The following is a 13,686-nucleotide window of genomic DNA, read 5'->3' as shown; positions in this document are numbered from 1 at the left end:
GTTACGGCGGAATAATCAATCAACAATACAAGAAAAATAAAATGGCGCAAAACATAGGCGAAATGCTATTAAAAATGGGCCTGATAACCCAGGCTCAGTATGACAAAGCCGCAACCGAGCAGCGCACCACCAGCGAGCCGCTGGTGGCTACCCTGATCCGGCTGGGTGTAGTGACCGAGAACGTAATGCTGCAGTTCGTTTCCCGGCAGTTCAATGTTCCTTCGCTGGATCTTTCTAACTTTCAGGTGGAGCCGGCGGTGATAAAAATGATCCGGCCCGACATTGCCAACAAATTCATGGTGATCCCGATCAAGAAACTGGGCCGTTCGCTGACTCTGGCCATGATAGATCCTTCCGATTTTTATGCTCTGGAAGATATAAAATTTTTGACCGGCCAGGAGGTCAAGCCGGTGGTGGCCGCTTACAGCGCGGTTAAAAAATTATTGGAACAGCACTATCCTTTGGGACGGGACCTGCAGGTCATTGCTGAGGGAGGCGATCTGGCCCAGACCAAATCCGATGACATAGAAAAATTGCCGGAGCACGAAGAGACCTTGGATGGTGACTTTGGGAACGTGGAGATGGTGGATGAAGGTCTGGAAGAAGAGGACGATATTTCGGCCCAGCAGGCCGGACAGTCAACCCCAGTGGTCAAGATGGCCAATTATATTCTGACCGAGGCGGTGCGCCGGGGAGCTTCGGACATCCACGTTGAGCCTTATGAAAAGGTGTTCCGGATCCGGCTGCGGCAGGACGGCGTACTGGTGACCCTGATGGAGCCGCCCATGAAGATGAAATCCCCGCTGGTCTCCCGCTTGAAGATCATGTCCAAGCTGGACGTGACCGAGCGGCGCAAGCCCCAGGACGGACGCATCGCCATCAAAGTGCTGGACAAGAAAATCGACCTCCGGGTTTCCACTCTGCCGGTGTTGTTTGGGGAAAAAGTGGTGATGCGTATCCTGGACTCGTCCTCCCTGACCCTGGATCTGGCCAACTTCGGGTTCACCGAGGATGCCCTGCGCAATTTCATGAAATCCATCCACGCTCCATACGGCATTGTGCTGATCACCGGGCCCACCGGATCGGGCAAGACCACCACCCTATATTCTGCTCTTTCTCAGCTGAACACCCCGGACCGGCACATCATGACGGTTGAGGATCCCATAGAATATAATCTGAAAGGCGTAAACCAGATTCAGGCCGAGGCCGGCATCGGTTTCACCTTCGGGCTGGCTCTGCGCTCCATGCTCCGGCAGGCTCCTAATATCATCATGCTGGGGGAGATCCGGGACGGCCCCACCGCTTCCATCGCCATCCGGGCGGCCCTGACCGGGCATCTGGTGCTATCCACCCTGCACACTAACGACGCTCCATCCACTATCAGCCGTTTGGTGGACATGGGAGTGGATCCGTTCCTGGTGGCCTCGTCCACGGTGCTAATCCAGGCCCAGCGGTTGGTGCGCCGGATATGCAAAGCCTGCAAGGACACCCATGAATACAATCCCAAGGTGCTGACCGATCTGGGCATCGCTCCGGAGGAACTCAAAGGTGTGACTTTTTACAAGGGAAAGGGCTGTGCGGTATGCAATAACACAGGATATAAGGGACGGGTGGGCCTTTATGAGGTCATGCCCATATCCCGGACCTTGCGGGCTCAGATATTAAGGCGGGAGCCGGTAACCACCATCAGGGCCACAGCAGTTAAAGAAGGAATGCTGACCCTGAGAATGGACGCCTGGGGCAAGGTCAAACAGGGTATGACCACGGTGGAAGAGATGATCCGGGAAACTGCCGAAGGATAAAACCAGCAATGATTTAGTATAATGTCCAAATGATATAAAGGCGGTAATAATAAACTGGAAATCGTAATTGTAATTGTGCCCATTCGATTCAATTCATTTTGCAATTTATGCGGCCGATTATAGAAAACTTATGGCACATGCTGCTAAACAGGCAAAGAAATCAACTCATTATCAATAAACATAGACAGGGCATAAGATGATCACCTTACAGCAACTGCTGGAGGAAATGATCCAGAAGAAATCCAGCGATCTTCATATTACCGCCGGGGTGCCGCCGGTCTTCCGGATCGACGGCGAATTGATGCAAAGCACTCATGACAAACTTACCCCTGATATGACCCAGTCTTTAGCCTACAGCATCCTCAACGACCGCCAGAAGAAAAGATTTGAGATGGAGCAGGAACTGGATCTTTCATTCGGCGTTCAGGGCCTGTCCCGGTTCCGGGGAAATATCTTTCTGCAGCGGGGATGCGTGGCCATGGCTTTAAGGACTATTCCCTGGGAGATACGCACCTTCCAGGATCTGGGACTTCCTCCGGTGGCTGCCGAACTGGCCTCCAAGCCCAGGGGGCTGGTATTGGTGACCGGGCCTACCGGATCGGGCAAATCCACCACTTTGGCCACCATGCTGGACAAGGTGAACACCGAGCGCCGGGCCCACATCCTGACGGTGGAGGATCCAATTGAGTACATGCACAGCCATAAGAAATCAGTGGTTAACCAACGCCAGTTGGAGGCCGACACCAAGAGCTTCGAAAATGCCTTGAAATACGTGCTGCGACAGGATCCCGATGTGGTGCTGGTGGGAGAAATGCGCGACCTAGTGACATTTGAGTCGGCCCTTCGCATCGCCGAGACCGGACACTTGACCTTTGCCACTCTGCACACTAATTCGGCGGCCGAATCCATTCACCGCATCATTGATGCTTTTCCGGCTTACCAACAGCCCCAGGTGCGGGCCCAGCTGGCCTTCGTGCTGGAGGGGGTGATGACCCAGCAGCTGCTGCCTTTGACCAAGGGCGGCCGGGTGATGGCGTTGGAGGTGATGGTCTGCACTCCGGCCATCAAGGCCATGATCCGGGACGACAAGGTCCACCAGATATATTCCTTGATCCAGGCAGGTTCCAAGTACGGAATGCAGACCATGAACCAGGCTCTGTTCCAATTATTCATGGATAAGAAGGTCAGTATGGACACTATTTTCGATTATACTCCCAACAGCGAAGAACTGGACCAGATGATAAAACGCCGTCAGGCTCTACCCGTCTGAGTTTTACCAAAATATAATAATGTAAAATTAAACCAAAAAAAGGAGCGTTCCCATGCCAATATATATATGGAAGGGCCGGGATTCCAAATCAGGGATCGTCTCGGGAGAACTGACCGCCGAGAACGAGGCAGCGGTAATTGAGGCGTTAAGGAAACGCAATATCATAGTCTCGTCGGTGAGGAACAAACCCAAAGATCTTATGAAGCTAAGCTTCGGGGCGGCCAAGGTCAGCGGCAAGGATCTCTCCATCTTCACCCGGCAGTTCGCCACCATGATCAATGCCGGACTTCCCTTGGTACAGTGTCTGGAAATTCTGGGATCGCAGAACGACAATCCCACCATGCGCAAGGTCATTGAACAGATCAAGACCGACGTTGAAGGCGGATCCACTCTGGCCGAAGCCATGAAGCGGCAAAAAACAACTTTCAGTGAGTTGTACATCAACATGGCGGCGGCCGGTGAGGCCGGCGGTATCTTGGACAACATCCTTAACCGGCTGGCCATATATCTGGAAAAGAACGAAGCTTTGGTCGGCAAGGTAAAACGATCCATGATCATGCCTGTTATCCTGATATCGGTTTGTATCGGCGCCGCCGCCATCCTTCTGATCTTTGTCATTCCCATCTTCGAGAAGATGTTTGCCGGGATGGGCGCCAAGCTGCCGGGTCCGACTTTGTTTGTGGTAGCGCTTTCAAAATTCTTGCAAAAATGGATCATTGCCATTATTGTAGTGGTGGTAGGCGCGGTGGTGGGTATCAAGAGATGGTACAAAACCGATAAGGGCCAGCTATATTTGGATTCATTGATGCTGAAACTCCCAGTCCTGGGGGATCTTCAGCAGAAATCGGCCATAGCCAGATTTGCCCGCACTTTGGGGACACTGCTTTCCTCGGGCGTAGCCATTATGGATGCCCTGGAGATAACGGCCAAGACCGCCGGCAACCGGGTAGTGTCGGACGCCATCATGTTCGCCCGCAAATCGATCGGCGGCGGCGAGACCATCTCCGGACCGTTAAAGACCATGAAGATATGTCCTCCAATGGTGGTTCAGATGGTGGCGGTGGGCGAGGCTACCGGCGGTCTGGACGAGATGTTGAACAAGATAGCCGATTTCTACGATGAAGAGGTGGACGGCGCGGTGGAGGGTCTGACTGCGGCCATGGAGCCCATCATCATGGTGGTGCTGGGTCTGGGCATCGGCGGAATGGTAGTGGCTATGTACCTTCCCATCTTCACTATGACTTCGGCTATGATGGGGGGGAAGTAACTGTTAAGGAATATTCCTTTATCAGGATGATGCGGGCGTTCCGCCTTTGCGAGAAATGCTGTTTAACTATCACCCGAAGAATTTACCCTGGTGCCATTGACAAAACTCTTAGTCAGACCGGCTTTCAGTCGTGCTCAGAATGACGGGAATAGAGTAGTCATTTAACGCAGCAGTAAAAAATAACAACTGCATGATAAAAACAATATTTAAAAACGATCCGGCCATAACATTTGGCCGGATCCTGTTGGTCGTCATAATGACTGGAAGCGCCATGGCCCTTAACCGTCTGGGGGCACTTCCTTTGAATTTAGGCCTGGCGGTATGGGCCGGCTTGGCCTTCTGCCTGTTTTCTACGCTGCTCAGGTTGGGCCATATCAAGCTTATCAACTGGGGATGGGATTACGGCCAGATGGTGCTTAACGTAGCATGGATATTTCTGTTCATAAGGATTACCGGGGGAGCCGAAAATCCGTTTTCCCTGCTGTTTTTTTTGGCAATCATAGCCGCCGCCAATACCCGGCTGGTCAAGGGAGCGATATTTACCGCAACCATCTCTGGTCTAGCTTACGCCGGAATACTGGCGCTGGAGTTTCAGACCTTCCGGAAAGCGGCCGTAATTGCAGATAAGATTGATTTTATATCGGCCTTCAGCGCCGATTTTTTGTTTAGGGGATATATCTATGCCATATGTTTTTATCTGGTGGCGGCCTTTGCTGGGCTTCTGGCCGAACGCCTGCAGGCCAAGGGAAAGCTGCTGGAAGCGGCCAACCAGGCCTGGGAAGAACTCAGGCTTTCCACCGGGGATATCCTGGAAAAAATGGGCAGCGGACTGCTGACCCTGAACACCCAGGGGCAGATCAAATTCTGCAACCGGGCGGGCGCCCAGATATTGGGACTTGATCCGGCCCTGGTGACCGGCGCCAGTCATCAGACCCTTCTGGGTGAGGGATTATCGCCGCTTTCGGCGATCCTGCATCAAAGTCTTTCCGGCGATCCTGGGCGGATCATCCGTAACGAGGTGGTTCTGACAGTAAAAGACGGCCGGGAGATCCCCCTGGGCATCAGCACCAATGCCATCCGCTATGGTGACGGCCGGCTGCAGGGTATCATTGCAATCTTTCAGGATCTGACGGAGGCCAAAAAGATCGAGACCAGACTTCAGGAAATGGAGCGCTTGGAAAATGTCAGGGAATTATCCCAAACCCTGCTGCAGGTGATCCAGCCGGCCATCGAGCAGATAAACCGGGAAGCTGCCATTTTGATGGACAGTCCGGAGCACGGTCAGGCCGCCGAGACCATAAAACAGAAGGCCGAGGCCATAAAAAAGACTATGGCCGATTTCATCCGCTTTGCCAGGATCGAAAACCCGGAAAACCTGCCCGGCCCAGATGAAATAAGCAGTCAGGAAGGCGCTATTATCGGGCAGAGTAATAATTTTCTGGATATTTTGAGATTGGTCCAGCAGGTGGCCCCCAGCCAGAGCACCGTTTTGATCCTTGGCGAATCCGGCACCGGAAAGGAGCTGATAGCCAGGGAACTTCACCGGCTCAGTCCCCGCAGTGCCTCCTCATTCGTGTCGATCAATTGTGCGGCACTGCCGGAGACCTTGCTGGAATCCGAGTTGTTTGGGCATGTCAAGGGTTCTTTTACCGGAGCCTTTCGCGACAAACCTGGCCTGTTTCAGGCGGCCGAGGGTGGCACCTTCTTTCTGGACGAGGTTTCCGAAACCTCTCCCGCCATTCAGGTAAAACTGCTGCGGGTGTTACAGGAGCGCGAAGTGGTGCCGGTGGGTGGCTCCAAGCCTATCAAAGTTGATGTCCGTCTGATATCTGCCACCAATGTCGATCTTTACAAGGCAGTGGAAGACGGAAAATTCCGCCGGGACCTTTTTTACCGGCTAAATGTCATCCAGCTGGAACTGCCGCCTTTGCGGCAGAGGGGCCAAGACATTTTAATGCTGGCCGATTATTTTCTGAATAAATACTGCCGCCGCCAGGGCAAGTCCTCCAAAATACTGTCACCGGAAGCCCGGGAATTCTTATTGGGCTACCGTTGGCCGGGGAATGTCCGGGAATTGGAGAATGTAATGGAGAGGGCGGTGGTCCTAAGCAAGGGACCGTCTATAGAAAAGAACCACCTGCCATCCGACCTTTTTAAAAAATCAACCAATGTTATTCCCGATTCTGGGCAGATACAGCAATTTCAAACTAAAACCTCCAGTTCGCTGAAGGACGAGGAAAAACAGATAATCTTGAGCATGATCCAAAGCTGCGGGGGAAACAAGACCCATGCAGCCAAGAAACTGGGCATCCATTACGCCACACTTTACCGTAAGCTGAAGCTGTACGGGATAAAGGGGTAATGATACATAGCCCCAACCTTAAGGTCGGGGCTATGAAAGGCCTTTCACGAAAATAATATGCAAATCGAAAAGAATGCCTGATATAAAAAACAAAGTGGTAGTGGTCTTTCCGGCCTATTTTGCTGAAAAGACCTTGGAGCGGACGGTGAAAGAGGTTCCCGGGGATTTTGTGGACCAAATGATACTGGTGGATGACCACAGCAGCGATGGCACGGTACAGCTGGCCAAAAAACTAGGTTTGACCGTCCACCGGCATTCCCAAAACACAGGCTATGGCGGAAACCAGAAGACCTGCTATAAGCTGGCCCTGGAGGCCGGGGCTTCAATAGTAGTGATGCTGCACCCGGATTACCAGTACGACCCCAAGATCATCAAATATTTTGTGGAATTGATCTCAGCCGGATATTTTGACCTGATGCTGGGCACCCGGATCCGCTCCCGGCGCGAGGCCCTGGCCGGGGGAATGCCTCTTTACAAGTATGTTTCTAACCGGGCGCTGACTTTTTTCCAGAACCTGGTCAGCGGGCAGAACCTTTCCGAGTGGCACACCGGGATGAGGGCCTACCGGAGAGAAGTGCTGGAGAACATAGATTTCAATAAATTCTCTGATGACTTCGTGTTTGATACCCAGATGCTTTTTGCGGCTGTCCAAAAAGATTACCGCATAGGGGAGATCTCGGTGCCGGTGCGCTATTTTAAGGAAGCCTCCAGCATCAACTTTGTCCGCAGTTTACAATACGGAGTAGCCACTATTTGGCAGGCCGTGCGCTTTTTGTTCAACGGCTTCAGACAATACTAATTGCCTGGCATATATTGCGGAAGTAGACTAAAGTAAAGGCTGTGAACGACCTATGACTGGGAACAGTATCTGTCTTTAACCCAGCCCTTAAGGGCTGGGTTAAAGACATCCATCAAAGGTAACAAGGCCATACTTGTGCTGAGCTTGGCGAAGCAATGGCTTTACCAGTGGTGAGACTGCCGAACCGTGTCGGGTATTACCTCCTTTCATTAGTAATTACCGGAGCAAAACCTGTCAGGCATATATATTGCAGTAATATGCTTAAAATACAACAAGGAGTTCAACATGGGTTCAAACCGAAGGTCAAACATCCTGCCCCACAAGGATCTGCAGTATAGAATAGTGATCAGGATCTTAGCTGTAGCCTTATTAGGCATCTTGCTGGTGGGTGGTATAATCTATTTTGTGATTTGGAATGAACTGACTTCTTCAGCTTATGCCTCGGGAAGTCTTTCCATTATTCAGGTTTTTGACCGAGTCCATAAAATTCTATTTGTAACCATTCCCCTAGCCGTAGCACTGATAATATGGTTAGGGCTTTTCATCTCTCACAAGATAGCGGGACCTTTGGTTAGATTGAATAACGGTCTACGAGGATTAAGCGAAGGAAACTGGCCCAAGCAACCTATGAAATTTCGTAAGGGAGACGAGCATCACCACCTGGCTGATCAGTTCAACGGAATGGTGGAAAAAGTAAAATTGCAGATGGAGCACGAGAGGAGCAGGATGGACGCCATACTGGCCGAAGTGGCATCCATTTCCGTAAAATTAAAGCAGGAGAAAAAGACCGAGCAGGAAATGCTGAAGGAACTGGGTTCATTGCAGGAAAAGATCAAAAAATCAGGCACCAGGGGCTTTACCCTTATTGAGTTGATGATAGTGGTAGTGATCATAGGAATACTTGCGGCCATTGCGGTTCCCAATTATATAAACATGCGTAGCCGGGCGTTGGAGGCCTCCACCAAGTCCAACATGCATACTCTGCAATTGGTGGTGGAGGATTTTGCGGCCAGGTCTGACGGGCTTTACCCGGATAACCTTGATACTAAAATCTCGGATGTTGTTGATATTGATATTGAATCTTCTATTGCCGAAGGAGCCAGAAAGCCGCCATTCCCTGCTAACGCTTTGATAAGCCCGCATTTTGGTTATGTAAATCCCTTTAATCCTGCATCGAACGCATTAGACAATCTTCCTGGCGGGCCACCGGTAACAGAAATAAGTGGAGATGTATTTTACACAAGTTATGACTTGAACGGCAACCTGAACGGAGGGATAAGTCCCGTTGCCAGAGGATATATGATAAGCGGTTTTGGAAAAATTGCAGTAATAACCCAATCTTTCAGTGGTGGTTCTGCAAACTGAAAGCATAGCAGTAGTGTAACACCATTGCATATTGCAAGACATTTAATGTAAAAAGGATTTTTTCATATACTATGCGCAGTATAAAAGAAAAAACAGTCATTTATCTATTATTTTTCTTTTCTGGCCTATCAGGGTTGATTTATGAAACTGTTTGGTTGAGAATGCTTTCCCGGATATTGGGTAGCACAGTCTATGCAACATCCTTGGTTTTGGCAGCCTTTATGGCCGGACTAGCTCTTGGCAGTTATTTTACTGGGAAAATAGTTGACAATTATACAAAGCCATTATGGTTATATGCCGTGATAGAAGCCGGGGTAGGAGTTACGGCATTAATCTTTATGGTCGGCTATAATAATTTGATTCCGTTGTATAGAGTTGCATACGCATTTGCAGGCGGCAGCAGGATGGTTCTGACCATTGTACAATCCTCGTTGCTTTTTTTTATTCTTATAATTCCTACCAGCCTGATGGGAAGTACACTGCCATTACTTGCATCCTACACAAAAAGATTTAACACGGAATACTCCCAAAGGCTGGGTTTTTTGTATTCCCTTAACACTTTTGGAGCAGCATTGGGTGTAATCGTCAGCGGTTTGATTTTAATTGGGCTGATCGGAGAATTGAATACTGTTTTAATCGGTGTGCTTATCAATCTTGCTGTTTCATTTGCCGCTATGCATTTATTCAATAAAAGGGTCATTGTTTCCAGCGAAAAACAAATCCAAGCAGGCGCAGGTAGTATCTCACCATACCGGCTGGCAATAAAAAAGATTATTTTACTTATGTTTGCCCTTAGTGGCTTTACTGCAATGGGTTATGAAATAATATGGGCTAGGACATTGCAATTGTATCTGGGCACATCAATGTATTCATTCAGTATGATGTTGGGCATTTATTTATCCGGCGTAGCTTTGGGTGGTTATACCGGGGCCCTGTTTTCAAAAAGGATCAATGATCCGTTATATGTTTTTGGGCTGGCTCAAGCATGTATAACAATATACAGCATTATCGGATTTTATTTTTACGGATTTTTCAAACCGGTCACCATCTCTTCAGCTATTGACTTCAACAATATAATATTGGTTCCTCTGGTAATTATTTTTCCCATAACTTTTATTTTAGGCGCTATATTTCCAATCATCTCCAAAGGTTTCGTCTCGGAGGAGAGAACTACAGGCCAAAGCACGGGCCATCTTTACTCAGCCAATACCATCGGGTGTATCTTGGGGTCGTTGTTTTGTGGCTTTGTACTGGTAGGATTTATAGGCACGAAATGGTCACTGTTGATGCTGGGCGGGGTCAACCTTATGATTTCCGTTACTGCTCTGCTGCTAAGCTTGAGCCGGAAAAATAGTGTTTTATACACTTCGTTGCTTATCCTGGCGACCGGGGCAGTTTTGTGGTGGGGATCGGTCGCCCCGGATCCTTTTTTATCTGCCATAAAAAATGAAATGGTCAGAATATATGGGAAGGATGCGGCTATCTACTTCCACAAAGAAAGTTCTACTGCATCCACTACTGTAATTGGCAGGGAAAATGACCCTATGCAATCCAGCCTACTGGTTAATGGCATTGGAATGACCCATTTGTGCATAGAAACAAAAATAATGGCTCATCTACCGCTTCTTCTATGCCAAAATCCCAAAAAAATCCTGGTGGTATGCTTTGGGATGGGGACGACTCTTCGCTCAGCCTCCCGCCATCAGTGGCTGAATTGCGAAACCGTGGAATTAGTGCCGGAAACATACGAATGCTTTGATTATTTTCATGGTGATGGCAGAGAAGTTCTATCCAACCCCCGTGTCAGACATTATATCGATGACGGACGTAATTTCCTTCTGATGCGTGACAATACTTATGACGTGATTACCATGGATCCAGCCCCTCCGTTGTGGAGCGGGGGCACGGTGAACCTGTATTCCCTGGAGTTTTTTGAATTATGCAATCAAAGACTGAATTCCGGCGGAGTAATGTGCCTTTGGGTGCCTCCGGCAGCTTATACAGAGGTAATGATGATTTTGGCTACATTTAATAAAGCTTTTCCCAATGCCATGGCTTGGGGCGGACCCCGCTTCCCTGGAATATATTTGACAGGCTTTAAAGAACCTTATACCGCAGATATTGAGCGTTTTAAATCTGCAGACAAAGATACCGCAATCATAAACGATCTGACCGAGTGGGATTCATTGGTGCCCAATCCTGGAAGTCTGCTGAAATACTTTCTCCTTCATCCAACTGATCTTGCGGATTTTACCAGGGGTGCAGCAATCATTACAGATAATAACCCTTACACGGAGTTTCCCCTTTGGCGACAAAAATATGACCCCAACCGTAAATATATATTAGATGGTAATTCTCTGTACCGATGGAAAAAATTAAAAAACGAATTATTACGGAAGCATTAGGGTATAGAATAAGGCCGGGGAATGAGATATTCATTAGAACAACTTACTAAATCATGGAGGCCTTATGGTGTCTTGATGGCCTTAATCTTGCTGGTTTATTTTCCGGCAGTAAACTTTGGCTATTCCCATTATGACGATACCGATTTGGTCATCAGCAATTATGGTATCTTGTCTGATCTCGGGAACATAGGAAAGATATTTTTAAAGGATGCTTTCGGGGGACGACACCAAAGCTGGTATTACCGGCCAGTATTAACCTTAAGCTTAATGGTGGATGCGGCCATCGGTGGAATAGCACCGATGATCTATCATGTTACTAATATAATAATTCATATTTTGACCTCCTGGTTGTTATGGCTGTTTATGCTCAGGCTCGGGGTCCCAAAAACAAGGTCATTGCTGTTGTCTCTGTTATTTTCCGCTCATCCGGTATTAAGCCAGGCCGTGGCCTGGATCCCCGGGAGGAATGATTCCCTGATGGCATTATTCAGCATGTCGACCATGATCACTTTGATAAACTATGGGGAAAATCACAAGTTAAGATGGCTTTTGGGGCACTTGGCATTCACCGGGCTGGCTTTTTTTACCAAAGAATCGGCTTTGATTCTACCCTTAATATTTTCGGTTTATCTGCTTTGGGTGATAGACAATAAAGCGCCGGTAAAGATCTGGGTTTATCTTATCTCTAGCTGGGTGATCCTATACGCTGGTTATTTTACTTTAAAATTACCTAACTTGGGGTTGAATGACATTCATGTAAGTAGATTTTCGGATATACTCTTTGGCCTGGTAACTTACTGGGGTAAGATCTTTTTCCCTGTCAATCTGGCTATAGTTCCGGTACGACCGGATATGTCAATTATTTGGGGCTTGGCTGGATCAGCAATTGCGGCGTTTTTGTTGATCAGCCAAAGTATTGGCTCTAAAAAATTATTCAGCTTAGGGTTGCTGATCTTCATTTCTTTTCTCCTGCCCCCGCTGTTGTTCAGCCCCAACCTGCCCGGTTTTATGGAGCAGCGTTTGTATCTCCCGTTTATAGGGTTTACGCTTATGCTGGCCAGCCTAAAAACCGTGATCAGAATACCGGTAAAATACCAATATGCAATTTTCTTTATTAGCTTGGCGGCTTTTTCCCTGAAAACCAGTAGGTATATAAATGTTTTTGCAAATGCGCAATCCTGTTGGGAAAGCGCGGTCAAATCATCACCAAGCTCGCCCTTTTCTCATAATAATATTGGTGTTATTTATCAAAAAGAAGGAAAATTGGACCAGGCAAAGGAGCATTACCTTCAAGCAACCAAACTCAACACTAATTGGGCGGCACCATACAGCAATCTGGGATTAATCTTCGAAATGGAAAAGGAAACTGATCAAGCGGTAAAATACTATCTCAAAGCCATTAATTTAGAACCAAATAATTTCAAGATTTTACTCCAACTGGGAGACCTGCTTAAGCGCAAAGGGGATCGGGATAAAGCAAGGCAATATTATAATAGAGTAATCAGCTTAAGTCCGGATTACGCTGAGGCGCATTCCAAGCTGGCAAGGGTTTATCAGTCAAATGGGGAAAATATCAAGGCGCGTGAAGAATATATCAGAGCATTAAATTTAAATCCTAACATGGCAGATACAAGGAAATTATTAGCTAAAGTGTATTTTGACTTGGGAGATACTGTTAAGGGAATTGAAGAATACAATAAAGCAGTTGAGATAGGTAAAAAGAGGTTTTAAAATCATCTGAACACTTGCAGATTGATATTGTTGCATTTTGCGATGATTTTAAAATGAAAATCACATTATTTTGGGTAAAAAACCTTAAAAAACCATCCATTTTTGTCTGGCATGTCATTTGCATTATAAATTGGATATAAAAGGAACAACTTATAACCACCCTAATAATTAACAAAAAGGAGAACAAACATGAAAAAAGGTTTTACTCTAATTGAACTGATGATCGTGGTGGTCATCATCGGTATTTTGGCGGCCATCGCCATTCCGAACTTCATGTCCATGCAGGACAGAGCCAAGGAAGGCTCGGTAAAAGCCAATATGCACACCGCCCAGCTGGCGGCCGAAGACTTCAGCACCCAGGCCGATGGTGTATATCCGGTTGATATAGCTACCGAGGTCTCGGAGGCCAACGCCTTGGCTGCCGGCAACACTAATTCCATTTTCGGCGGGACAGTAAATTTATTGCCAGCCAACTTTAAGAATCCCTTTACTGCAGATGTGGCCGCACCCATGGTTGATGATGATGCCACTACAAAGGGTGAGGTGGGTTACACCGACAGCTTGAACGATGCCACTAATACTAATGCTTCCGGTGCTTATCGCATCTCTGGTTTTGGCAAAACATCTCTTCTGCCTTTGATGTTGACTTCCGGCCAGTAATAAACCTCGCCAAAAGGGTAGGCTG

General features: G+C 48.0%; 8 protein-coding genes and 1 pseudogene. All 9 read left to right on the top strand.

The window, feature by feature from the left end:
- Window positions 1-41 precede the first annotated feature (41 nt).
- The 9 genes and pseudogenes from pilB to HZA73_09990 all read left to right on the top strand — a co-directional run bounded on the left by pilB (window position 42) and on the right by HZA73_09990 (window position 13,661).
- Window positions 42-1,802, top strand: coding sequence for a type IV-A pilus assembly ATPase PilB (gene pilB / locus HZA73_10030; GenBank protein MBI5806370.1), 1,761 nt, complete (start codon window positions 42-44; stop codon window positions 1,800-1,802).
- 196 nt (window positions 1,803-1,998) lie between these two features.
- Window positions 1,999-3,072: a type IV pilus twitching motility protein PilT gene (locus HZA73_10025; protein ID MBI5806369.1), complete on the top strand. Its 1,074-nt coding sequence runs from the start codon at window positions 1,999-2,001 to the stop codon at window positions 3,070-3,072.
- Between the two features lie 52 nt (window positions 3,073-3,124).
- Window positions 3,125-4,339 carry a type II secretion system F family protein gene (locus HZA73_10020; GenBank protein MBI5806368.1) on the top strand — a complete coding sequence of 405 codons (1,215 nt, stop codon included), beginning with the start codon at window positions 3,125-3,127 and terminating at the stop codon, window positions 4,337-4,339.
- 190 nt (window positions 4,340-4,529) lie between these two features.
- Window positions 4,530-6,701, top strand: a complete 2,172-nt coding sequence (locus HZA73_10015) for a sigma 54-interacting transcriptional regulator (GenBank protein ID MBI5806367.1) — start codon at window positions 4,530-4,532, stop codon at window positions 6,699-6,701.
- A 73-nt stretch (window positions 6,702-6,774) separates the two neighbouring features.
- Window positions 6,775-7,500, top strand: a complete 726-nt coding sequence (locus HZA73_10010) for a glycosyltransferase family 2 protein (GenBank protein MBI5806366.1) — start codon at window positions 6,775-6,777, stop codon at window positions 7,498-7,500.
- A 798-nt stretch (window positions 7,501-8,298) separates the two neighbouring features.
- Window positions 8,299-8,427 (top strand): annotated as a pseudogene (locus HZA73_10005) (prepilin-type N-terminal cleavage/methylation domain-containing protein).
- A gap of 509 nt (window positions 8,428-8,936) precedes the next feature.
- Window positions 8,937-11,270, top strand: a complete 2,334-nt coding sequence (locus HZA73_10000) for a fused MFS/spermidine synthase (GenBank protein MBI5806365.1) — start codon at window positions 8,937-8,939, stop codon at window positions 11,268-11,270.
- 21 nt (window positions 11,271-11,291) lie between these two features.
- A complete protein-coding gene (locus tag HZA73_09995) occupies window positions 11,292-13,001 on the top strand; it encodes a tetratricopeptide repeat protein (protein MBI5806364.1) in 1,710 nt (569 codons plus the stop codon).
- A 189-nt stretch (window positions 13,002-13,190) separates the two neighbouring features.
- Window positions 13,191-13,661 (top strand): type II secretion system protein, encoded by a 471-nt coding sequence (locus HZA73_09990; GenBank protein MBI5806363.1) that lies wholly within the window; start codon window positions 13,191-13,193, stop codon window positions 13,659-13,661.
- The last annotated feature ends 25 nt before the right edge of the window (window positions 13,662-13,686 follow it).

The sequence above is a fragment of the candidate division TA06 bacterium genome (genome assembly GCA_016235665.1).
Taxonomy (GTDB): Bacteria; Edwardsbacteria; AC1; order AC1; family EtOH8; genus UBA5202.
Note: the sequence above shows the minus strand (reverse complement) of the source record. Positions and strands in the feature narration are given on the sequence as shown.

Coding starts and splice junctions, on each gene's coding strand:
- pilB (MBI5806370.1), top strand. CDS start 42: ATGGCGCAAAACATAGGCGAAATGCTATTAAAAATGGGCCTGATAACC.
- HZA73_10025 (MBI5806369.1), top strand. CDS start 1,999: ATGATCACCTTACAGCAACTGCTGGAGGAAATGATCCAGAAGAAATCC.
- HZA73_10020 (MBI5806368.1), top strand. CDS start 3,125: ATGCCAATATATATATGGAAGGGCCGGGATTCCAAATCAGGGATCGTC.
- HZA73_10015 (MBI5806367.1), top strand. CDS start 4,530: ATGATAAAAACAATATTTAAAAACGATCCGGCCATAACATTTGGCCGG.
- HZA73_10010 (MBI5806366.1), top strand. CDS start 6,775: ATGCCTGATATAAAAAACAAAGTGGTAGTGGTCTTTCCGGCCTATTTT.
- HZA73_10000 (MBI5806365.1), top strand. CDS start 8,937: ATGCGCAGTATAAAAGAAAAAACAGTCATTTATCTATTATTTTTCTTT.
- HZA73_09995 (MBI5806364.1), top strand. CDS start 11,292: ATGAGATATTCATTAGAACAACTTACTAAATCATGGAGGCCTTATGGT.
- HZA73_09990 (MBI5806363.1), top strand. CDS start 13,191: ATGAAAAAAGGTTTTACTCTAATTGAACTGATGATCGTGGTGGTCATC.